This window comes from Terriglobales bacterium, assembly GCA_035487355.1.
GTDB lineage: Bacteria > Acidobacteriota > Terriglobia > Terriglobales > Acidobacteriaceae > QIAW01.
In genome coordinates this window covers 125,399-146,797 of record DATHMF010000022.1, presented here as the reverse complement: position 1 = coordinate 146,797, position 21,399 = coordinate 125,399, and the positions used below count along the sequence as shown (strand labels likewise).

The window sequence follows — 21,399 nt, the reverse complement described above, 5'->3', positions numbered from 1 at the left end:
ATGAACTGCCCTATGCGAAGCCCATTCCGAGAGCCTTTCCTCAGTGACAAGGGGGACACGGAGGTGGAATTTGGGGACAACCTTGTACGCTCGGATCACATTGTTGGTCGTCCGAATTGGGAGCGGTATCATAATACGCAGGATGCAGATGCGCACGAGGTTGCGGCTTCTGCGTTCCTGCCGTACCAGCCAGTAAAAGGATTAAAACAGATAGAACTACACCAAAGGTTCGTTTCATAGGAGCTCCTTAAAGTGCTGGGGATAAGTTTTACCTAAGACAGTAATGATGGTGCAGCAGAACTATGGAATTGTCAAAATATTGTAAATAATGTGTAAAGTCATGTAAATTTTGATGCTTTGGCAGCAAACTGGAGCCGGCGAAAGGAATGCTCTATTCCCATTCCCGATTTGGGCTCTAAACCAGAATGGGGCCACCTTTACGCTTGCTGCTGGGCGAGCCAAACTTCGGCTTCGTGGAAGTCCCGAAAGGGCCGGATTTGCGTTACTTCCGCCAGCAGGGTTTCCACCATACGCAGTATCCCGTAATTGACGTCACTGGAAACCACGATGGCGGTTGGCCCCAGCCGCTCCTGTTTCGCCAGGTTTTTCAGCACGTCAATCAGTTGATAGATTTCTTCGCAGGAAAGTGGAACCTTTGCGGCGCGTGCATCAACCAACTCGGGGTACGCCAAGCCGCGCGCGCGCCGTTCTTCTTCAAGGTGCTGTTTGATCTCCGCCAGGGTAATTGACCCTTCCGCCTTTACATACGCCCAGCTTCGGTCATGATCAACTTTGAGAGTTATAGACATTTGCGTCGTTCCGATGGAATGGATCTTTGATCAGGAATTTAGTTCTTTGTCTTCAGGGCATTCGTTCTTGCGTCAATGAGCTTTCAACCCAAGGACTGCTTAGAACGGTGAGCATCCGTGATCAATCAAGAATTGTTTGACAGGTCCCTTGCCCCCTGCAACCACGTAGAACATGCGATTGAATCGCGCTTCTCGATCAGCCTGGCTTGTGCCCTTGCCAGGAGGCAGCTTGAGGTAAAACATGTAAACATTCTTGCTGTTCTCAAGGTACAAACTTTCTTCAACTTGAGTCTGGGCAAGTTTGCATGCATCAGTGGCGGATTTGCCCTTATCGCTCTCGAGCTTTTCCTTGAGCCTCTGGGCCTCTTCTTTCATACGCTTGAGTCTTACTTCATATTGTTCAGTGTCGCCAATTTCACGCATTGCCTCGGCCATGCTTGAGGTAAAAAGGACGTGCGCTTCGGGAAGCGGTCCAAGAGCAAGCTGATATTCATGAAGAAGCTCATGGACGTCATACGGGCCCAGCTTTGAATCGGACCTGAATTTCACGGAATACTGGGAGAGGTAATCCACCGCGCAATGTAATGCCAGGCCGCCCTCACCTTTGGGGTGGGGCCAGTTGTCATCATCATAGATCGTAAACTTGAGTGAGGGGCAGATCTCTTCCAGCTTGATGCCGGTGATCTTGCGGTAGGCGGGAAAAACCTTGCACGCCTGATTTTCAATGAAGGGTCGGCAGAGTTGCTGCGTCGCCGTATCTTTAATGTGAGTGCAATCAATCTGGAAGGTGATTGGAATCTTCGTCTGTTTGAGGCAACTGGAAACTGTTATTTCACTCTGAGCTATAACACGGGAGGGAGCCATCCAGGTCACGCAGGCGATTGCGAGAAGGGCCAGGATTCGTCTTACGGTTGGCTGTCGCACAAGAACAAGTTATAAACTTTGTCCGCGACTTCCGCAACCAAACCCCCATCTGGCAAATTACTCACTCGTAGCATCAACTTCTAAACTCCGGCCGAGACCACCTGGCCGGACGTCGTGACGGGCGCTTCGCTCCGTGCGAGTTGTTGACGGAAGCGGACATGCCGCAAGCGAGTCAGCTCCACCAGCGGCGACCACACGCTATGCACAAGATCGTGCTTGATCAGTTGATGCCAGAAACGGTTCGAGCGCTTGTAGAGATATGACATGGCCAGATACAGAGGTGCTGCGCGCCAATCTTTGGGCCGGCGCCGCCAGATGGAGGCGTGCGAGAACAACCGTTCGTAAATCCAACCGTAACCCTGCTCCAATTCTTCTGGAGTCATGTGCTTGGGTTGGAATACGGTGTGACCCGTGTCGTAGAGGGTCCAATTCTTGTGCAGCAATCGTCCCTGGGCTTCCATCTGCCGGAACAGAGGCGTCGCCGGATACGGAGTGAGAATATGAAAAGTCGCGCACTCCAAGCGGTTTTCTTCAATCCATTCCGCGGTGCGCGCAAAAACATCTTTACGGTCATGGTCAAAGCCCAACACGAACGAGCCGTTCACCTGGATGCCGCAATCGTGCAGCATTTGCACCCGGCGGGCATAGTCTGAGGTCTTCGGAGTCTTTTTGTGCGCCTCGGCCAGATTGTTGTCGCTGAGCGATTCGAACCCGATAAAAACACCGGTACATCCTGCCAATGCCATGTTGCGGATGAGGCTGGGATCATCGGTAACATCAATCGAAACTGCCGCGCTCCATATCTTGTTCAACGGACGCAGCGCAGTGCACAGAGCGTGCAGATAGTCCCTGCGCGAGCCCAGGTTGTTATCAATAAACACGGCGTAGGGTTCCCGGTTTGCTGCAAATTCGTCCGCCACCTGCTGCGGGCGCCGCATACGATACGGCATGCGCAGCCCTTCGGTTGCCAGATAACAAAAGCCGCAACGGTTATGGCAGCCGCGCGTCGCAATCAAGCTGGTCGTGGTCAGGAAGCTATGACGCGGAAGAATAGAACGCCGTGGCGCGGGATCGTCGCAATAATCATTCTCATACGTTGCAATGTAGCATGGTTGCAGTTGGTCCGCTTCTACATCGCACAGGATTCGCGGCCAGAGTTGCACGCCGTCGCCCAAAGCTAAGGCATCGGCGTGAGGCGCACAGTCCTCGGGACAAGAAAGAACATGAAGCCCTCCGAGTATTACCTTCGCGCCCCGTGCGCGGTACCAGTCTGCCAGTTCGTATGCCCGCTGGGCGAAGGTGAGGTGAACGGTAATGCCCACCACCTGCGGCATCGGGTCAAACGGTGGACGTCCGTCCAGCAGGTTTTCGTCCCAATATTCCACCCGCCAATGCTCAGGCGTTGCCGCCGCGAAGCTGGTCAGCGCCAGGGTCGGCGTCAGTACGTGCTTGCCAAAGCTTGCGTGCGGGTCCTTGGGGTAGAACGGATTGATCAGCAAAGCGTAATGCTGCCGTATCGGCAGGCGCGAGGCGCTTGCCTCCAGCTTGGGCCCTATGATCATCTCTCGCGGAATCCAGCGCTTCTTGGGGGGTCGTTGGAATGGTTTGCCAGGAGGAATCATGATAAGTACTTTATGTTATAAAGTACTTATAGTCAACGTAATAAAATTCCTCCTTAAGTTTTAGGAATTTCAATCTACGATGAAGAGTTTTGCGCCGGCCCGGGTTGAGCTGCGGTGCGGTGAACTTCCGTCGCTCACCTGGTAGCTGAACCCGGGCTTCAAAGTGAAGCTCTGGCCATCGGCAGTTTTGGTTTCGAGCTCGCCTTCCAGGCAAAGGATGATGTGGCCTTTGGAGCACCAGTGGTCTGCGGTATAGCCCGGCGAATATTCCACCATGCGCACGCGAATCTCTCCCACGGTCTGGGTACGCCAAAGCGCAAAACCGCTTTCTCCCGGATGCTTTGTAGGAGAGACCTGGCTCCAATCAGTGGTTGATAATGGAAATCCGTCCATTTTCATGGATTCAGTATAAAAGGCACGGCTTATGGCAACAAACCAGTACCAGCCAAGTCATCGCTCTCGACGCCTACGTCTGACGACCGAGGACTAAGCACCATTCTCAACCGCCAGTTCGACGGCTTGCGCAGCATGAATCTGAGTTGTATCAAAAACCGGAAGTGACGAGTCGGCCGGTTTGATCAGCAGTGTGATTTCTGTGCAACCAAGTACGACACCCTCACAGCCATTTGCTTTCAGCCATTCAATAATCCGTTGATACTCTTTGCGTGAAGAGTCTAGAACCGTGCCGTGGCAAAGTTCGTCATAGATAATTCGATGCACGACGGCGCGGTCTTCCTGGTTGGGGATCACGGCTCCAATACCATGCCTGGACTCAAGCCGCTCCCGATAAAATTCATCTTCCATGGTAAAGCGGGTCCCCAGCAGGCCCACTTTTTTCATACCGGCGCTTTTGATCGCCTTTGCCGTCGCATCAGCAATGTGGAGAAATGGAATTTTGACTGCGCTCTCAATATTGGGTGTCAATTTGTGCATCGTGTTCGTACATAGCAGGATAAAGTCGGCCCCGCCGCCTTCCAGTTGGCGGGCCGCGTGAGCCATTTGAGCGCCCAGTTCCTCCCAGCGTCCTTCACGTTGCAATACTGCAATCTCGTCGAAATTCACAGTTACCATGAGGCTCCTGGCATTATTGTGCCCGCCCAGCCGTGCTTTCATTCCCTGGTTGATAAGCCGGTAGTACTCTACCGAAGATTCCCAACTCATGCCGCCGATGAGTCCAATTGTCTTCATGATTTCTAACATATCAGTTTTTGAGGTTGGTGGTTAGACCGTCACGCGGAAATGACTATGCGGCCCATAGAGTGAATAGCTCGGATCCTTTTTTACATAAAAAAACGGGCTGGAACTCACGATTCCAGCCCGTTTCAAAAACAACTTTGCCGCGATTAGCGGGAACCACGATCATAGTCGTGATCACGGAAATGATCACCATGGTCGCGGTCCCTGTCATGATCACGGTCCCTGTCGTGATCGTCGCGGTCCCAGTCGTGTTCATCGTGCCATTGACGGTCGTGGCCGTTCCAATAGCTATGGAATTCATTCCAGCAATGCTCTCGTTGTTCGTTCAGATCGCGTCGCCGGTCATTCGCTTGATGGCTATATTCGCCGTGTTTGCGGATCGCCTCATCAAGCTTCCATTCGGCTTTTTCCACGCGTTGCTGGCATTTCGCACGGTCCCTGTCCCTATCTCTGTCTCGGTCATCAGCATGTGCGCGCGGCACACCAACAAAGAAACAGAGTGCACCGAAGGTTGCAACAACCGCTATTCTTTTTGCGAATCTTGCAAAGTTGAATTGCATGTTCAAAGAGTTCCTCTCAATTCTCTCCGGCCATACTCTCTAAGATGCGTATTCCGCTTTTAAAAGTTGAAGAATTTGTAAAGTTTTACTGAAAATTTGATGAAGTTCCCCATAAAACGCTGAATACATTAAATTTAATGCGCGTTTTCCTGCGAACTCAAATGGTCTTGCTGACGAATAAAGAAATGCCACTTATCTATATTCGCCGGGACTGCAACGTCGAAGAATCCGACCATCATTTCGTTGTAAGTTTGGTCGCCCCACTCGACCGGGCTGTCTGGGTCCGGGTTATGCAGATTGTTCCTTGAATTGTCATACCACGCCACCGCTTGCAATTCGGTGCCTGCCTTGAGCACGCGTGGCTCCGCCAAGCGGTAGCTCAACTGCCAGTAGAAGTTGTAGTTCACGCGCAGCAGTGTCTCCACGCTGCGGTCCGGATGAATGATGTTGTACTCAAACCGCTTCCCGCGCAGATGCATATGCGGAAAAAAGCTGAGCAGTGTGGCGTCGTTGGGTAGAGTGCCGTGCACTTCCACGCGGTAGTTTTCTGCACCCGCTGGAATAGGGATGGCATCGTGATCGTTAGCCAGTTGCAATGTAAATATGCGTTGTTTGGGTGGCTGCCTGGCGAAAACAATTCCGACACTCGTCCGGTCGGTTGCGGCATGTCCGTTGGTTGTGTAATGCATCTGGAAAACCAGGTCGGAGTGCGCCGGAACAAATTTCGCCATGCCATCAGGCCAACGGTCAGGCGAGCTGCCGGGCGCGTAGACCAGAAGCATGTCGCTGGTGGTCGCGTGCGCCTCGCGCCGGAGTTTTTCATCTCGCAGACTTGACGCCGTAAACGGCACACCCAGCGGAGCACTGCGCAGCCACTCTGAATCTGGCGGACGGATATACACCACCGCATGATGCACATGCTCCCGGCTTGAGGGTTTGACCTCCGACATTTGTATCCACTTGTCTTCGCTGAAGCCGGTGGGCACGATCTCGTACGTATATTCCACGTCTCCGTGAGCAGGAATGGAGACCCGTTTTGGCATTTGCACTACAACGTCGGGCTGAGAAATGTTCCAGCCTTGCGTCCAGTGCAGCGCAGGTGGCGCGTCGTGGGGATCGCCCGCAGGCGCATGGGCATCAGCCCACACCGAAAGCGTAACAATCTGCTGTGGTGGTGTCAGTGACGGATCGTCGGAGAAGCTTCCGTATGCAGGATCGGCAAACCAAGGCGGCATCTTCTTCGCACTCACCTCTTCGCGGATCGCATCCGCCCAGCGCCGTGTTTGCTCGTAGCTCACGAGCGGCATGGGGGCAATCTCGCCCTGGCGGTGACACATCTGGCAGTGCTTCTGCAGGATGGGTAATACGTCGCGATAGAAAGTAGGCGTTGTTGTAGCAGTCTTGGCCGCTGGTGTGCTTCCCAACCGAAACAATGTCGCACTCAGCAAAATCACAAGCAATGATTGGCGGCCGTTTCTAAGGAACCTGGAAGCCGGAAACATTTTCCCGAGACTCATTCGACCTTCTCTAAGGTCGGCGTACGGGAGTTTGATTGGGGCTCGGAGGCAGAATCTTTGGTTCGCTGGAATCGAGGTGGGGGCTGGAGGTGGAACTGGATTCGGAGCTGGCATGCTGGCTGGTGATGAAAAGAACCGCGGCCGTCCAGGTTGGGAACAAATCGAGACCGGGCACGAGTTTTGCGAAGAACGAGGGCAGGAGGGCCCAGTGCCATCCCATGAGTTTGACGAGAATCGCACCGGTAATTACATCAAGGATGTCATCGGCGGGTGAAAGAGCGCCAGCCAAAAAAAACGGAAAGGCAATGATCTGAATGAAATCTGCAGCCGCGGCAACAATCCAGGCCGGGCGATTCTCTGGGGCCTTGAGGGCTTTAATAACAAGCTCAAACATCGGAGTACCACCATTCTCAGTTACACATTAAGAATACAGTGGTTGGGGGTTGGGAGGGAATAAGGTTTTGGCTATTTCTGTTTCTTGCCAGCTATCTTCAGCACAACCGGATCCAGGCGGTCGAAGGCCTCCTGTAAAATGCGCCGCGAGGTAGCAAAGCAGATGCGTACGTGTCCGCTGGCTCCCGGCCCAAACCAGCAGGGTGCGCCCGGAACCAGGGCAACGCGAGCCTGTTCACGCAACTGTTCACACAGGCGCTCCGCGTCGTCGCTGACACTTCGGACGCAAGGAAAAATGACGTACGTTCCCTTGGGCGGATCAACGGTCACCCCCGGCCATTTCGATAAGCGCTCAACCGCATAATCGCGCTGCCCCTGTAAATGCCTGATGAACTCTGAGAGCCACTCCCGGCCATCTCGAACTGCGGCGATCACAGCTACTTGTGACAGAACCGAGACGCCGAAAACAGTGCTCTCAGCGTCAGAAGCAGCTACGATCCCTTTCTTCCACTCCGGATCGGTGCATACAACGCAGCCTACTCGCAATCCCGCCAGGGCGAAGTTCTTGGAAAAACCATAGACGGTGACCGTGCTGCGAGCGATCTCAGGCGAGAGCGCAGCCAAGCTGGCGAACTGATGGGGTGGATACACAATATCTGACCAGATTTCATCCGAGAGAATGCGCAGGCCATGCCGTAGCGCCCACTCTGCGACTGGTTGCAGCCATGCGCGTGAGTAAACCGCTCCCAGCGGGTTATGCGGATTGCACAGCCACAACATCCGCGTGCGCGGCGTGAGGCGAGCTTCTAACGCGGCAATAAACTCTTCTGCGGTTGTTGCCGGCTTTACGCCCACACGTACCGGAATGCCGCCGGCGCGTTCGATGGTGTGCTGAAATAAAAAATCAACCGGATCAGGAATCAGCACCTCATCGCCGCTCTTCAAGCTGGCGCGTGCTACCACCGCGATTGCCGCAGCAGCGCTGTCCGTAGCGAAGACCGCCGCAGGTGAGCAATCTATCTGGCGCCTCGTACGCATCCAGTCGGCCACTGCTTCACGAAATTTGGGCAGTCCCTCCGGCGGAGTGTAACTCAGCACTCCGTCACGCACGTAGCGAACCAGCTCCTCTTGAATTGCCGGGCAGATTGGGAAGTCAGGATCGGCCGCCGTCAACGGAATCACGTCCGCCGGCTGTTGTGCCCAGCGCAGGTTATACGCCCGCTCGCGCAAAAGGCCCAGCGGGACCGCATCATCGGAAAAGAAAGTATTGCTCACTTAGTGTAACCGGCCTGCGAAATAGTTCTCTAGGAAACCTGTCAAATCGTGATGTTGGGCATTATAACGTTTCGGAAACTCTTACTTTGATTTCGACTCGACTATCTGCATCTTTTACAAGGTTGGCGATGCATGGAAAATAATCGCTGTTTCCGGCAATGGCGATAGCATAATCGGCAGCGGAAGCACGAACTCGGCCCGATTCAGGATCTCATTCTTTGTTATCGAGCTCATCTCATCCATATTCACTTGCCAGCACGAATGACCATCGGTAAAAAACATCTGCCCGTCGAGACTGACGATCAAATAACATCCGTCGTTAAAACCTCCAGCGTCGTCGAGGTCGGCGTAGGACTCCCGATAGAAATCGAGTGCATGGTGAGAAGAAATCTCTGAGAGCACATGCCGCGCATGGGCCTGCAAAAGATTTTGCGTGCGCTCAGGACCCAGAGCTGTCTTGAGGGTTCGAAGCTCGTCAATGGGCCCCCGGCGTGGTTCTCGCATAAGCTCCCACTGATTGGGATAGATGGTCAGGTGAGCATCACGCAAATCTACTGACACCGGTGTGTTGTTGTCATTCGCGATCCTTACGTGGATATAAAACCGGTCAGAATCTTTGGTCTGGTAGAGCCGCCGTTCAACCTCAATCCGCACGCCGTGAGAATCACTCAACCCGTGCCACTCGGCCCCGAACTCTCCAGTGATTGCGGCTGTGCAGCCTCCGTGCGATGGCGGTCGCGGAATTTTGACCGCCTGAGCCACGGTTGTTGCCACGAGTAGGAGTGCTGCCAGCCAGTAACGCATAGGAAAAGCCTAACAGATCGAAACGTAATCAGTCAGAAACTGCCCTGTCGCGAAACAACTCACGCCTTCGGTGCCGTCGTGGGAGGTCCAAAGGGGCCGCAACGGCCGCGCATACCTTCTTTGAATTTCTCACGTTCTTCCGGGGTCATCTGCTCCCAGCGTTCCATTATGCGTTGCCGCCAGTGCCCGCCAAAGCCAGGACGGCCTCGGAACCCGCCGAACAGGATCTTGCTCAGCACCAGAATGCCCAGTGCCTGCCAGAAGTTAATCGTGTGCCATCCAAACAGCTCAGGCGTCAGCCAGTTCCACAATTTCATGACCACAAAACTGAATACGGTGGCGGCCAATGCTACAAATATCAGGATTTTCAGTATTTTTAACGGCCAATATTTTCTCATGTTCTCTTCTTCATCCTTTCGTAAACTCGTCGTAGATTGTCTGCAGCCGCTCGCGCAAGTGCAGCACCGCATAACGTTTGCGCGCCCGCAGCGTATTCACATTCAAGCCGGTCTCGGCAACAAGCTCTTTGAAGCTTCTGCCCTCGATCTCGTGAGCGATGAATACTTCGCGCTGTTCTTCAGGCAGTTCGCGCAAAGCATCGTCCAGCTCTTCTACCAGTACGCTTCGGGCGTAAGCCGCTTCCGGTCCCGCATCAGCGGAGGGCAGCAGGTCTTCCAACCGCAGCGCCTCTCCATCTTCTGCGACCGCTATCGGGTCGCTAATGAACGCATCCGGTTTCTTCTTGCGGAACAGATCTATGATGCGGTTGCGCGCCACCCGGAACAGCCATGCGCCGACCTGCTCGATGGGCTTCATCATCCGGTAAGCTTCCACCAGTTCGTAGAAAACCTCTTGCAGAATGTCTTCGGCGTCGCCCGGGTCGCTGACACGTCTCCGGATAAAATTCCGCAGCCTGGGCTGCTCCCGTTCAATCGCTTCCGAGATCCGTTGCTCTTGCTCGGCTGTCATGCACTCGACGCTCAGCGTCTCTTTCATCTACTTGTGTAGACGAATGGGCCGCTCGAATATTGTAAGAAAGCTTACAATCTTGACCATGAAAATTGCCCTGCTGGTTTTGCTCGCGGTTGTGACCGTTCCTGCCATTTTTGCCGCCGACGAGCCCTTTGCGCCGCTTCCCCCCGTTGACCTATCGAAATTGAATCCTAGTGATTTCACCGATGCTGAGATTGATCTGCCGTTTTATCTCAATAATTTCCACCAGGTGGCTGACAGCGTAGTGGCCACTGGGGCTGACCGTGGTTTTATTGGCATCTCCGTCTGGCGCTCTCCGAAAGATAACCACCCTTATAACGCTCGCATCATGGAGAACATCCTTTCGCTGGCGTATTTTTATACAGCGAAGAGGCCATGGAACCCCTACTACGGCTCGGCTGCGTTGCGCCAGCGATTGGAAGCGGCGCTCGACTTCTGGTGTCGTCTTCAGAGTCCCGAAGGAAAGTTCAGCGAATATGGTTCGCAGCAATGGAACCTTCCGGCTACTGCCTTTGCCACCAAGTTCATGGGTCAGACCCTCACCTTGCTGAAGGACGGCCCCCCTATTGATCCCACTCTGTTGCAGCGCGTGATTGAAGCTGACCGTAAGGCCATCCGCGTTGTCCTCACCGATCCGGATTTCTACCTGCACGGCAAAAGCTACTCCAATCAATTCACTAATGTCTGGGCGGGTGCGCTCGAGTTTTTCAACCTCTACCCTGATCCCGAATTGGAAAAGCTATTCTGGCCTCGCGTTCAGGATGGCATGCGCGACTTTCAAAGCCCTGCCGGATTTTTTTACGAGGCCAATGGTCCCGATTGGGGATACAACTCTTATACCCACCAGAGCAATCTGCGCAGTGTTTACCATTACACTCGCGGCACGGACCGCGCCGGTCAGTTCATCGAGCACGAACGCCGCTGGTTCGAGTGGCTCTCCTGGAACGCAGTGCCCGAGCCCGATGGCGCCGGATGGGTACTCAACCGCGCCATCGAGACCCGCCAGAAGAAACCTTTTCTTCCTGAGTTGACCGAGCCCATGGCTGAGCAGATTCCTATTGCGCGCGCCTTTGCTCAGACCGATGCTGAGCGCCTGCAAGAAATCTCTGCCACGCGCCGTAATCTAGTGAAGAATTGGCCCAAGGTTGCCTCGCTCCAGACCGGCGAGTTCTGGAGTTGGTCACCGTATACCTTTCTGCATCGCGCTCAATTCGACTGTCGTCCTACTCAGGCGCAGCGTGATGAGGCGCGCAACCTTCTGCCCTACGTTGCGCGCACCAACTTCACCCACCAGTTGATGGATAGCCGCAATCCCATGGTCTACACGTACGTGCGGCGTCCCAGCTACTACGCCGTCTTCAACTCCGGAAAGCGGCTCTTGAAGCAGCAGCGCTACGGCCTCGGTCTGCTTTGGAGCGCGGAGACCGGCGCTGTTCTGCAATCACAAACCGGAGATGACGATGCGACTTGGGGAACACATTCCGGTACTAACGTCTTTGAGGCCGATGATCTGCCCGCCACCTTCGAAGCGGATGGCCAGACTGTTGCCCCTGCGCCCGGCTCGCGTGATCTAAAATCTGGCGATCTCGTGGTGCACTATCCACTTGGCAAGGAGGGTGAGAAGACAATTCGCTTCGAGGCCAATTCCATCATTGTTGCTGTTCATCATCCTGGCCCATTTACCGAAGTGCTTCCGCTGTTGAGTGCCAACCCTGCCGGTATCATCGTAGAAAAAAGCCAGCTCAAGCTTCCTTCAGGGGACGGCACATTTGTGATCTCATTCCGTACAAAACCAGAAGACAAAGTGGCAATCCAACCCGTTTCACCTGCTGTTCCCGAAGCCGGTAGCTCAGAGACCGGCAGCACAGATGGCAAGATCGCAGGCAAGCAGGTCGTGGTCGTGCGCATCTCTGCAACTGACGAATTGCGCTATGAGATGATGTTTGCTCCCGCTCCGGCGCCGGCTCCCCAACCCAAACCTGCACCGTAGCTGTGACTAGGGATTCCAGTTGGGAGATAGCTGGCCACCGACGTTGCATAACGGACCCATCCCAAGACAGATTACATCTGCCCAAAACGCTGCCCAATCAATTGAATCCTTTTCCAGCCCTCGTCCGTATACATTACGGATATGAGCTTTGCCAGGACCATTTTGTGGAGCTTGCGATTGAACGTCGAAAATGAAGTTGAGCGGCTCAGGAAGCACGACCTTAACGCCCTCGACTCTCTCATTCCGCTCTATCAGCACCGGCTTTTTCGTTACCTGCTTCGCATGGTCGGCAACAACAGCGTGGCCGAAGATTTATTTCAGCAGACCTGGATGCGGGTCATTGAAAGAATTGACACTTACAAAGAGTACAGTGAATTCAGTGCCTGGTTGTTTTCGATTGCTCACAATCTGGCCATTGATTATTGGCGTGTGCGTCGTCCTGAGCCTTTGGATGAGGACGCTCCTGCGAACGAGCACTTTCATGACCGCTCCGTGGATGCCCTTTCAGCCATGATCTCCAGCGAACGGGCGGTTGCTGTCGCAATCATCGTGGAAACGCTTCCGCCGATATACCGCGAGGTGCTGACCCTGCGGTTCGAGGAAGAGATGAAGATCCACGAAATTGCAGAGGTCCTGCAGCAGCCCTTGCCAACGATTAAGACGCGGCTCCACCGGGCGCTCAACTTACTGCGTGACCGTCTGGCTCCGCGAGGAGTAGCAGCTCAATGAATACACATTCCAAAGTCCGCGATTTGCTGGCGCTGGCGGCAAGCGGTCTGCTGAGCGACGCAGAAGAAAAGTTTGTCCACCAGCATCTTCAAGAGTGCGCCGAGTGCGCCGCCGAGCTTGATCGCTGGCGTCTCATTACAGGCGCTCTCAACCAGCGGCCTGCGCCGCCGTTTTCCGCCTCATTGGCGCAACAAACGGTTTCGCGAGTCAAAGATGCATGCTCTGCTCAATCGGAAAAACGGGTCAGTGTTTTTTTCCTCTCGGTTGCGATTGGGTTTGGGTGGTTATTTTGCCTGGTTTCGGTCCTTTTCTTTGCGGCCGCAATCAATCATTTTAGTTTTTCTAATATAGGAAGCGCGTCAATCGCCGTAGCGCTGCTTCTTTCCACCGTGTTCACCATCATCACGGCAGGCGTTGCCGCCTGGGTGCTGATGGGAGCAGAAAGGAAGACACTGTATGTCTCGTTTGCATGATGAATTGCAGGTTGTCCCCAACGCGGGCAAGATTCTGGCAGGAATTGCTTATTTTGTTGTCGCTGCAGCCATTGCTTTAATCAATTGGCAAAAGGTTATGGACATCCATAGTGCGATACCGGTGTGGGCTTACATTTTGCTGGTTTGCCTGCCGCCACTGATTCCCGCAGCTTACATGCTTCTGTTGGCCTATGTCTTTGGCGATGCCAGGCGTAGAGATATGAACTACGTTGCCTGGACCTTCCTGGCTTTCCTGGTTCCCAATGCGCTGGGCATTGTGATCTATTTCCTGATGAGGGCGCCGCTGGGCGCCCCTTGCCCAAACTGCAAGTCAAAGATTGACTCACGATCTGCGTTCTGCCCACGCTGCGGCGTTAAAATTGTACCGGCGGGTTTTCCAAATCGGGAGAGAGAAGCGGCCAACATACCCACCTCTGCCTGAGGCTCTTTGTCCATTCGATACAAATGTCTTGTGGATGCCTGTCGCCAATCTCTAATCGCAGTTTGGCTTAACGGAATTATTTGAATTCAAAGCTGGGAAGCGCGTCGGGCTGGCCCCTGCAAATTCAGAAAATTCATGGATCAAGTGGGCCTGGTCCACGTAATTCTGTTCCGCAGCCACGTGCGTCCATTGACTGACGGGTTGTTTCCCAGCGTGACCGAGTACGGCCTGAAAGCGCGCAATGCGGGCCAGCCGCTTGGGTGAGATTCCAATCCAAGTACGCAGCAGGCGTTCGAGTTGGCGGGCGCTGACGCCGCAGCGCCGTGCAAGCTGCTCCACCTGAATCGCTCCCGCAGACTGCTCAATAAGGCGCAGGGCCAGCGTTACGCGTTCATCGATGCGCTTTGCCGCGAGGTATTTCAGCAGGAAGGATTCCAGCAGATCGAAGCGTGCTTCCGTCGAGTTCACTTTTGCAATTTGTTCTGCGAGCTCATCCGCGCATGCTCCTAAGAATTTGGCCAGCGGTTCGCGGTAACCTACAAGCTGATCGGCGGGCGCTCCCGTCAGCAGAAAGCCCACGCCCGGACGCAGCCTGATGCCGACCACATTGCTCCGTTCCGTAGGAGCAGAACGCACAGTTTTCAATCGCGGACCGGCCACTATGCAGCGCGGTGGAGCTGCATCCGGCATTTCGATCACCAGGTAGGCCGAAGCGTCAGGCAATGTTTGCACACTGGTTCCGGGTGCGTGCACCAGTGCCCAGAAACAGCCCAGGTAGGGTTGCAACTCAGCCACGGGCGGGCGCGAAACCAGATTTGTGCCTTCAACGATTGCGCTCAGCATCTAAATGCTCATATCTCGCTACTCAAGTGCTAGCACTAGGATGTCGCATTTTAACAATTCCTGCAATGCGCACGGCGTCGTAATTTGTACCGTAATTTTGAAGCTACAAAGCTGCATACAAAAGGCGGTATAATCTTTCCGTTATGTTAGGCGGACGCACCAACGAGCAATGGATCGCCCAGTATGCCAGCAGCCATCAGCATCCCGTGAACCGGGCGTGTCACACTTTTGGCATCCCTACAATTGTTATTTCGCTCGTACTTTTCCTGGCCGCCATCTTTTTCCATCCGCTGTGGATCTATGCCACTGCCCTCTTCATCTTCGGATGGGCGCTGCAATTCATCGGACACGCCTTCGAGCACAAAGCGCCTGAGTTCTTTCACGACTGGCGTTTTCTGTTTGTTGGAGTGCGTTGGTGGGTCGCTAAAATGCGCGGCAAAGCGTAGAAACAGCGCAGCCAAGCTTAGAAAGATAAAGCTACAGGGTACCGAGTACACTGCTTCTACGGAACCAGCAAAACTTTTCCTGCCGTCATATTGGCTGCGTACTGCTGCAACGCGCGCGCCGCTTCTTCTAAAGGAAAGCGCGCCTGGAACTCGGTCTTCAACTCGGTTGCAAGCAACTCCTGTACATGACGCGCCACTCGCAGCCGGGTCAGCATATTTCTATGGCGCAGCCAGCCGCTAAGCCAGAAACCTTCTACGCGCTTGCCTTCAAAGATCAGCGATCCCGGGTCAACCTGGCTCGGGGCCAGCGACAAAGCTCCGTAAACCAGCATCCGGCTCCCTTTCGGTTGTGCCCGCAGCACGCGCGCCGTCATCTCTCCTGCTACTGCATCCAGACCAAAGCTGGCTTTGAGTTGCTGGCAAAGCTCGCGCAGCTTCGCGTCGAATTCCGCCTCGCTGCTGTTCAAAACGTGCTCGGCACCCATGGAGTGCAGCAGTTCAACCTGTTCCGTGCGCCGCACCACGTTGATGACCGGGATAGAGAACTTCCGCGCCAGCCGTAGCATCATGCGGCCTACTGCGCTTGCTGCCGCAGTTTGCACAACCGCACCGTGTCCCCCGCGCCGTGCTTCCTCGACCAACGCCCAAGCCGTGAACGGATTGACCAGCATCGTCGCACCCTGCTCCATGTCCACCTGTTTACGTAGTGGCACGCAGGCATGCGCTGGCGTGAGCAGATATTCCGCCCATGTGCCTCCGGTGATGCTCCGGTCAGCAGCGTGACATGCGACGCGCCGTCCCTTGAGGAAGCGCGCCATCATCCCGCCTCCCGATTCCACGACTGTGCCGCTGCCTTCGAACCCCGCAATGGTGGGTAACGATTTTTTCACGCCATACAGGCCACGCGTGAACGTGATGTCTGACGGATTCACCGGCGCCGCCGCCATGCGCACCAATACTTCACCTGGTCCTGCACGTGGAACTGGAATTTGAGCTACAACGATGCTCTCCGCCCTGCCGTCATAGGCTAGTAGCTGCACCGCGCGCATTGTCGTAGGAATAGAACTCATCTTGGCTCTGAACCTAAATTTGCATGTTTAAGCTAATGCTTTTCGCGGGAACTGGCAACCGGCTGCTGGCAACTGAGAACTAATTACCGTTACTGTGCGTTGAGGGCTCAAGGCTGAAAACCGCCGGTCAAGATTCTGAATCCTGCTCTCAGGGTAAACATCTACTGCTCGATTAATTTGTGGAGGAGAAATTATGGCTGAAAAACCGCAGACATTTGCCAATCATAAGAGAAACGATACGCCATTTCACTTTTTCATGGTTCCCGTGGCGCTCATTTCTGTGATCGTCGCTGTCGTGCAATTTGTGCGCTTTCCCGCATTGGGTAGCGGATAGCTGCTCGTGATCGCACTAGCTGCCTTGGTGGCCGTATTTAAGATTCGTTTGTATGCGTTGCGGGTGCAGGACCGCGTCATCCGGCTGGAAGAACGCATTCGCCTGGTGTCTGTTTTGCCCGAGCCGTTGCGCTCCCGCATCGGTGAGCTTACCGGCGCACAGTTAGTCGCCCTGCGCTTCGCCTCCGACGCCGAGCTTCCCTCGCTTGTCGAACGAGCTCTTCAGGAAAAGCTCAGTCGCGCCGATATCAAGAAGGCCGTCGTGAATTGGCGTCCCGACTATTCGCGCATTTAGACTGCTTTTAACTGATGCTGGCTGGAGACATGCATCTGGGGCACGACTTCTAGTTGTGCTCCACAAGCGCCCGCGTTTTTCGTCGCCCACTTAAAATCCACGGAAGCCCCCAGTTTTCATAGTTTGAAATATTTCATAATTCAAAACTGTTGTTTTCAATATTGAAAATATTAATGGCCTGATATATGTTTTGCCCCGAAGCGGGCTTGTTTTCATTGCGAGACGGGTGTCGCATTGTGGGATGCTGCTCGTCGGGTCCGTAGCGAAGTTTGGCGGTCTGCAGAGTGGGCCAGCCTTCGTTTAGTTTGTAAGAGACTCAGTTCGCTGAAAATAATCGAGGAATTTTGATGGGGAAGTGTTGTTGCTGTGGTTGGTATCAGAGCGCAGTCGTCTACTGGCAGGTTCTGGCTGGTATGCGTCAGTTACACAGAGGTATGCGGCAAAAGTGAATCTTGTTCGATCAGGCAGCTTTGTTCGTCAGGGAGCAGGGTAAGAGAACAAAAAAATCACATGAGGAGAACCTCGTACCATGAGCAACTTATCTCGAAACAACTTGTGTCTCAAAATCACTGTGCTCATATGCGCGTGCGCCATCATGCTCCCTTGCGCCGGAGCGCAGATGGCGGTAGATAGCTTTGACGGGCCGGTAACGCAGAACGAAATTAATTCTTTCAAGTCGTATATTCAAACCCTGACACCTGCCACAGACAACATCGGCAATAATTGGGCGCAGGGACACAGCGGCGAACAAACCAAGGCCATGGGCCTGATGTATGAAATCACTGGCGACACCGCCATTCTCGACCAGATGATTAAGTTTTGTGACGCCGTGCTCTCCGAGCGCAATGACCTGGCCCCGGCGCCGGTTGGCCAGCACGTAATTTGGACAGGAAGAATTGACCCCGTGTGGCCGAACAACACTACAACGACGCCGATCGGAACAGGCGGTGAGCAAGGCGATCCGGTTGGCCATCTGGGAAACTGCGCCCGGCTCATCCTTCAGACTCCGTCCATCTGGAACACGACGGTGTCGATTGGCGATCCTCACGGATACGGCGCCATCTACCTGGCCCGGGCTAAAACGTTTGTCGCGGGGGCCGATGCCGCCATTGATGGGCACATCCTCAAATCACTTCTCGACCTCTCCAACCAGAACCGCCAATATTTTTCTAAGGCAGGCCCGTACCAGCCCGGCAATGCGGTGCCTTGGAACCAACAGATGATGTTCAACTACGGCTTCCAGAACCTGGCCGTTGCCCACCAAATCCTGGGCGACGATCCGGCGCGGGTGGCGCGTTACGACGGATTGGTGCAAACCAGCATGAATTGGTTCTTTGGTCAGGTAAGCAAGTATCAGGATAGCGCCGGCAACACGGCGTACAACTGGGGTTATTCTCCCTCCCAAAGTGGCGGCGAAGACTCCAATCACGGCAGTCTGGATTGTGCCGGCTTCTCTCGGGCTTACGCTTCGGGCCGGTATGGCATCTCCTCCGCCATAATGACTCCCTTCGCCAACATGTTTGTGGATGTGATGATCATTGGGCCTCAGCATTACGCAGGACGCGTTGACGGGACAGACGGTACCGGACACGGCGCACCTACAACCTACATCCGAAGCGGCTATCTTTTGCTGGCGGAGTTTCGGCCTGATGCTTATCACAACATGATTGGCGCCGACCTCACGGCCGGCGGCACCACAGGCAGCATTGATCAATTCTCGCGTTTTGAGTGGGTGAAAAATCGGCGAGCACAGGGAACCCAGAATTTTTCTCTGTCAATCTCTCCCGCATCGCAAACTGTCATCGTTGGCGGAAGTACGACCTACACGGCCACCGTGACTCCGAGTAATGGATTTAACGGCGCGGTCAGCCTGAGCGTGGCCGGATTGCCCGCGGGAGCGACCGGCAGTCTTACTCCGACTTCGATCAGCGGCGGTACTGGTTCTTCAACACTAAATGTTTCTACCAGTAGCTCGACTCCAAATGGAACTTACACACTGACCATTTCGGGAACCAGCGGCAGCCTTTCGCACACGGCGACGGTACCACTCGTCGTGAATCTGCCGCCGAATTTCTCCATTTCGATGGCGCCAGCATCGCAGACCGTGGCCGCCGGCAATAGCGCCGGCTACACGGCAACGGTCACTCCCAGCAACGGCTTCAACAACGCGGTTGGCTTGAGCGTGAGCGGGCAGCCCACGGGCGCGTCCGCCAGCTTCAGTCCGGCCTCCATCACCGGTGGTTCCGGAACGTCGACGCTGAGCGTAACCCCAGGCTGCGCGACCGCTCCAGGCACTTACGCTCTGACTATCACAAGCACGAGCGGCAGTTTGACCCACACCGCGAGTGTGAGCTTGGTGGTCACCGCTCTTCCGGACTTCTCATTGTCGGCGAGTCCGACTTCTGACACAGTTAATCCAGGTAGCGGCGCGAGCAACACCATAACGGTGTCCTCGCTCAATGGCTTCAACAGCAGCGTCTCCCTGAACGCAACCGGGTTGCCCAGCGGAGCGAGCGTAAGCTTCTCTCCCAATTCGATCGCAGGCTCGGGAACATCTACGTTGTCGCTTACTACCAGCAGCTCGACGCCACCCGGCAGTTACAACGTGACCATCATCGGCATGGCCACCACCGCCTGTGGAATGCTCTCGCATTCCATCACCATACCTCTGACGGTCAACACGCCGCCCCCGCCCGATTTTTTGCTGTCTGCTTCGCCATCATCGCAGACGGTTACGGCGGGCAGCGGAACCAGCTACACGGGGAGCGTGGGCGCGCTCAACGGCTTCAGTGGATCCGTATCGCTGAGCAATGGTAGTTTGCCCGCCGGAGTTACCGCCAGCTTCAACCCAACGTCGGTAACGGGTTCAGGCAATTCCATGCTGAGCGTTTCCACGTCGGCCTCGACAGCCCCGGGCACCTACACGCTTACCATCACGGGAACCAGCGGTAGCTTGAGCCACAGCGCGACCATTCCGTTGGTGGTGAACGCCGTGAGCACCTGTTCCATGGCGACTGCTAACAACACGTGGAACGGCACGGCATTCCCCTCGCACGGCGGAACTTTTATGGCCACGTTTGACGCCACACCATCGGTTTCGGGCCAGAACTCGGCCGTGGGACTGTCAAAGGGAGCGCAGACCGCCTTCAGCGGTTTTGCCAATATTGTCGCTTTTGCAACCTCGGGGATTATCCAGGCGCGCAGCGGCGGCAGTTACGTGAACTCGACCGTTCCCTTTACTGGCGGAGTCAGCTATCACTTCCGTCTGGCAATCAACGTCACCACACATATGTACTCCGTGCTCGTGACGCCCGCCGGCGGATCGGAGCAGACAGTGGGCACCAACTTCGCCTTCCGCACCGAACAGAACACTGTCACCAGCCTGGACCACTGGGGCAGTTGGGTGAATTCCAGCTCCAGCGGTACGCTGCAGGTGTGTAACTTTGCAGTGCAGTAAAACATTTCGGTGCAGTAATTGCATGCTAGGGTGAGCGGACATTCGGAGCGATCCAGTGTCCGCTCATATTTTTGGCAACTGAACTTTCTCTGTGTCCCTCTCTGCCTTCAAAATCCTCAGTAACTCTCCAAGGCTCTCCACCCCGTGCGCCCGCAGAACAGCAAGCAACATGTTGAGGCATGAGTTGAGACTGCGGCGCTCTCGGAGTGTAAGGGAGCAAAGATAGTCGTAGTTGGCCACCTCGGCGCGAAAATGAAATGGTTGTTTCCTCTTTTCAGGCTTCATAAATTCAGTTCCCAATCTCCATCCCCCAGTTCACAAACACTCAAAAAACTATTTGGCGATTAATATTCAGAATTTGGTTAATAACTAAAGGCCGAAAAATTCGGCGCTTCCGCCGTTCTTGCCAAAGTCCCTCGAGGAACACTTTCCATCGGGCAATGGTGAACGCCACGAACAGAATCACTTGCGTATCCAAATGCGCCCTCGCTTCATCTTGAAATCACCCTCTTTTTTCAGGCTTTCAAGTTCAGTCACTTACTTGCTTCCAGCCAGAACAACGCGGCTACAATCACTACCAGCGCGTAAAAGACGGCCTGCGCCAAGCGGTCGGAAATGTTTCTCTTGCATGTCATCGCTGTACCTCGCGCACCGCATCGCGGCGATGGTCATGCACCGGGTCGCTGCCTTCGCCGGCTGCCTCTCCCTTTGCTTTTTCGCAATACATGCCATGAAACGCCGTACACTCTTCACAGTGGATTTCACCGCAATCTGTGCATTTCTCGCTGTGGAGTTTGCAGACATGTACCTTGCACTCGGCGCAAGGTTGGCCCAGGTGGTCGCAATCGGGAACGCTGCAGATGCGCTTTTCAATCAGGGCCATCAGCTCTGAGATAACGGTGCCCGTATAGATGCGCGCGTTCATATGCCACCTCCTGACTGCTCTTTGTTTTTGCAGCAGAGCGGAATGTAGCTGACCGTCAACGAATCCAGGCAGTGGACGGATGACAATCCTGGATAGTTGGCTGATGATCCTAGGGAGTAAGTATTAGGTGATGAATTGTGACAACCGTCTGGTGATGGTCCCGGTCTGTAATCAAGTAGCAATTGGGAGATATCGACCTGCCCAAACCACCTGCAGATACTATATGGCCCTGTGAATTCTTTTTCAGTGGGGGTCTTGTATGAACTAAGGGATGAACTTCCCTTGTTCACAATGTCAATATT

At 54.6% G+C, this 21,399-nt stretch carries 21 protein-coding genes and 1 pseudogene; 7 read left to right on the top strand and 15 right to left on the bottom strand.

Features of this window, described 5'->3' with window-relative positions:
- Positions 1 to 437 precede the first annotated feature (437 nt).
- The 12 genes from VK738_04790 to VK738_04735 form a co-directional block, all read right to left on the bottom strand.
- On the bottom strand, positions 438 to 809 hold the full coding sequence (locus VK738_04790; protein ID HTD21945.1) for a hypothetical protein: 372 nt from the start codon (positions 807 to 809) through the stop codon (positions 438 to 440).
- A gap of 99 nt (positions 810 to 908) precedes the next feature.
- A complete protein-coding gene (locus VK738_04785) occupies positions 909 to 1,733 on the bottom strand; it encodes a hypothetical protein (GenBank protein HTD21944.1) in 825 nt (274 codons plus the stop codon).
- Between the two features lie 80 nt (positions 1,734 to 1,813).
- Positions 1,814 to 3,295, bottom strand: coding sequence for a radical SAM protein (locus VK738_04780; GenBank protein HTD21943.1), 1,482 nt, complete (start codon positions 3,293 to 3,295; stop codon positions 1,814 to 1,816).
- 129 nt (positions 3,296 to 3,424) lie between these two features.
- A complete protein-coding gene (locus VK738_04775; protein HTD21942.1) occupies positions 3,425 to 3,748 on the bottom strand; it encodes a DHCW motif cupin fold protein in 324 nt (107 codons plus the stop codon).
- Between the two features lie 93 nt (positions 3,749 to 3,841).
- Positions 3,842 to 4,543, bottom strand: coding sequence for an aspartate/glutamate racemase family protein (locus tag VK738_04770; GenBank protein HTD21941.1), 702 nt, complete (start codon positions 4,541 to 4,543; stop codon positions 3,842 to 3,844).
- Between the two features lie 55 nt (positions 4,544 to 4,598).
- Complete coding sequence (locus VK738_04765) at positions 4,599 to 4,853, bottom strand: hypothetical protein (GenBank protein HTD21940.1); 255 nt, start codon at positions 4,851 to 4,853, stop codon at positions 4,599 to 4,601.
- Between the two features lie 393 nt (positions 4,854 to 5,246).
- Positions 5,247 to 6,629, bottom strand: coding sequence for a hypothetical protein (locus VK738_04760; GenBank protein ID HTD21939.1), 1,383 nt, complete (start codon positions 6,627 to 6,629; stop codon positions 5,247 to 5,249).
- 10 nt (positions 6,630 to 6,639) lie between these two features.
- On the bottom strand, positions 6,640 to 7,023 hold the full coding sequence (locus VK738_04755) for a hypothetical protein (GenBank protein HTD21938.1): 384 nt from the start codon (positions 7,021 to 7,023) through the stop codon (positions 6,640 to 6,642).
- Positions 7,024 to 7,094: 71 nt separating this feature from the next.
- Positions 7,095 to 8,297, bottom strand: coding sequence for a pyridoxal phosphate-dependent aminotransferase (locus VK738_04750; protein HTD21937.1), 1,203 nt, complete (start codon positions 8,295 to 8,297; stop codon positions 7,095 to 7,097).
- A 114-nt stretch (positions 8,298 to 8,411) separates the two neighbouring features.
- A complete protein-coding gene (locus VK738_04745) occupies positions 8,412 to 9,071 on the bottom strand; it encodes a hypothetical protein (protein ID HTD21936.1) in 660 nt (219 codons plus the stop codon).
- An 89-nt stretch (positions 9,072 to 9,160) separates the two neighbouring features.
- Positions 9,161 to 9,499: a hypothetical protein gene (locus tag VK738_04740; GenBank protein HTD21935.1), complete on the bottom strand. Its 339-nt coding sequence runs from the start codon at positions 9,497 to 9,499 to the stop codon at positions 9,161 to 9,163.
- Positions 9,500 to 9,509: 10 nt separating this feature from the next.
- The gene (locus VK738_04735; GenBank protein ID HTD21934.1) at positions 9,510 to 10,097 is read right to left on the bottom strand and encodes a sigma-70 family RNA polymerase sigma factor; all 588 of its coding nucleotides are present in this window, start codon (positions 10,095 to 10,097) and stop codon (positions 9,510 to 9,512) included.
- A gap of 52 nt (positions 10,098 to 10,149) precedes the next feature.
- On the opposite strand from VK738_04735, the gene VK738_04730 reads away from it, so the two are divergent.
- The 4 genes from VK738_04730 (at position 10,150) to VK738_04715 (ending at position 13,728) form a co-directional block, all read left to right on the top strand.
- Positions 10,150 to 12,084 carry a hypothetical protein gene (locus VK738_04730; protein ID HTD21933.1) on the top strand — a complete coding sequence of 645 codons (1,935 nt, stop codon included), beginning with the start codon at positions 10,150 to 10,152 and terminating at the stop codon, positions 12,082 to 12,084.
- 177 nt (positions 12,085 to 12,261) lie between these two features.
- On the top strand, positions 12,262 to 12,813 hold the full coding sequence (locus VK738_04725) for a sigma-70 family RNA polymerase sigma factor (GenBank protein HTD21932.1): 552 nt from the start codon (positions 12,262 to 12,264) through the stop codon (positions 12,811 to 12,813).
- Entirely contained in the window at positions 12,810 to 13,286 is a 477-nt protein-coding gene (locus tag VK738_04720; protein HTD21931.1) for a zf-HC2 domain-containing protein, read from the top strand. The genes VK738_04725 and VK738_04720 overlap by 4 nt, the downstream gene beginning before the upstream one ends.
- On the top strand, positions 13,270 to 13,728 hold the full coding sequence (locus tag VK738_04715; protein ID HTD21930.1) for a zinc ribbon domain-containing protein: 459 nt from the start codon (positions 13,270 to 13,272) through the stop codon (positions 13,726 to 13,728). Before VK738_04720 ends, VK738_04715 begins: the two co-directional genes overlap by 17 nt.
- A gap of 51 nt (positions 13,729 to 13,779) precedes the next feature.
- Here the strand turns inward: VK738_04715 and VK738_04710 are convergent, their stop codons facing one another.
- Positions 13,780 to 14,571, bottom strand: coding sequence for a helix-turn-helix domain-containing protein (locus VK738_04710; GenBank protein ID HTD21929.1), 792 nt, complete (start codon positions 14,569 to 14,571; stop codon positions 13,780 to 13,782).
- 143 nt (positions 14,572 to 14,714) lie between these two features.
- Between VK738_04710 and VK738_04705 the strand changes: the two genes are divergently transcribed.
- Positions 14,715 to 15,017, top strand: coding sequence for a DUF962 domain-containing protein (locus VK738_04705; GenBank protein HTD21928.1), 303 nt, complete (start codon positions 14,715 to 14,717; stop codon positions 15,015 to 15,017).
- A 56-nt stretch (positions 15,018 to 15,073) separates the two neighbouring features.
- Here VK738_04705 and VK738_04700 read toward each other — a convergent pair whose 3' ends face one another.
- A complete protein-coding gene (locus VK738_04700; GenBank protein HTD21927.1) occupies positions 15,074 to 16,087 on the bottom strand; it encodes a zinc-binding dehydrogenase in 1,014 nt (337 codons plus the stop codon).
- A 193-nt stretch (positions 16,088 to 16,280) separates the two neighbouring features.
- Between VK738_04700 and VK738_04695 the strand changes: the two are divergent.
- Positions 16,281 to 16,715: pseudogene (locus VK738_04695) on the top strand (DUF6526 family protein).
- 529 nt (positions 16,716 to 17,244) lie between these two features.
- Complete coding sequence (locus VK738_04690; protein HTD21926.1) at positions 17,245 to 20,172, top strand: hypothetical protein; 2,928 nt, start codon at positions 17,245 to 17,247, stop codon at positions 20,170 to 20,172.
- Between the two features lie 631 nt (positions 20,173 to 20,803).
- Here VK738_04690 and VK738_04685 read toward each other — a convergent pair.
- The gene (locus VK738_04685; protein HTD21925.1) at positions 20,804 to 21,097 is read right to left on the bottom strand and encodes a hypothetical protein; all 294 of its coding nucleotides are present in this window, start codon (positions 21,095 to 21,097) and stop codon (positions 20,804 to 20,806) included.
- Positions 21,098 to 21,399: the final 302 nt, after the last annotated feature.

What these genes read in the sequence shown, in the direction of transcription:
- VK738_04790 (HTD21945.1), bottom strand. Translation starts at nt 809, where the DNA reads ATGTCTATAACTCTCAAAGTTGATCATGACCGAAGCTGGGCGTATGTA.
- VK738_04780 (HTD21943.1), bottom strand. Translation starts at nt 3,295, where the DNA reads ATGATCATAGGGCCCAAGCTGGAGGCAAGCGCCTCGCGCCTGCCGATA.
- VK738_04775 (HTD21942.1), bottom strand. Translation starts at nt 3,748, where the DNA reads ATGGACGGATTTCCATTATCAACCACTGATTGGAGCCAGGTCTCTCCT.
- VK738_04770 (HTD21941.1), bottom strand. Translation starts at nt 4,543, where the DNA reads ATGAAGACAATTGGACTCATCGGCGGCATGAGTTGGGAATCTTCGGTA.
- VK738_04765 (HTD21940.1), bottom strand. Translation starts at nt 4,853, where the DNA reads ATGAATTCCATAGCTATTGGAACGGCCACGACCGTCAATGGCACGATG.
- VK738_04760 (HTD21939.1), bottom strand. Translation starts at nt 6,629, where the DNA reads ATGAGTCTCGGGAAAATGTTTCCGGCTTCCAGGTTCCTTAGAAACGGC.
- VK738_04755 (HTD21938.1), bottom strand. Translation starts at nt 7,023, where the DNA reads ATGTTTGAGCTTGTTATTAAAGCCCTCAAGGCCCCAGAGAATCGCCCG.
- VK738_04740 (HTD21935.1), bottom strand. Translation starts at nt 9,499, where the DNA reads ATGAGAAAATATTGGCCGTTAAAAATACTGAAAATCCTGATATTTGTA.
- VK738_04735 (HTD21934.1), bottom strand. Translation starts at nt 10,097, where the DNA reads ATGAAAGAGACGCTGAGCGTCGAGTGCATGACAGCCGAGCAAGAGCAA.
- VK738_04720 (HTD21931.1), top strand. Translation starts at nt 12,810, where the DNA reads ATGAATACACATTCCAAAGTCCGCGATTTGCTGGCGCTGGCGGCAAGC.
- VK738_04715 (HTD21930.1), top strand. Translation starts at nt 13,270, where the DNA reads ATGTCTCGTTTGCATGATGAATTGCAGGTTGTCCCCAACGCGGGCAAG.
- VK738_04710 (HTD21929.1), bottom strand. Translation starts at nt 14,571, where the DNA reads ATGCTGAGCGCAATCGTTGAAGGCACAAATCTGGTTTCGCGCCCGCCC.
- VK738_04705 (HTD21928.1), top strand. Translation starts at nt 14,715, where the DNA reads ATGTTAGGCGGACGCACCAACGAGCAATGGATCGCCCAGTATGCCAGC.
- VK738_04700 (HTD21927.1), bottom strand. Translation starts at nt 16,087, where the DNA reads ATGAGTTCTATTCCTACGACAATGCGCGCGGTGCAGCTACTAGCCTAT.
- VK738_04690 (HTD21926.1), top strand. Translation starts at nt 17,245, where the DNA reads ATGAGCAACTTATCTCGAAACAACTTGTGTCTCAAAATCACTGTGCTC.
- VK738_04685 (HTD21925.1), bottom strand. Translation starts at nt 21,097, where the DNA reads ATGAACGCGCGCATCTATACGGGCACCGTTATCTCAGAGCTGATGGCC.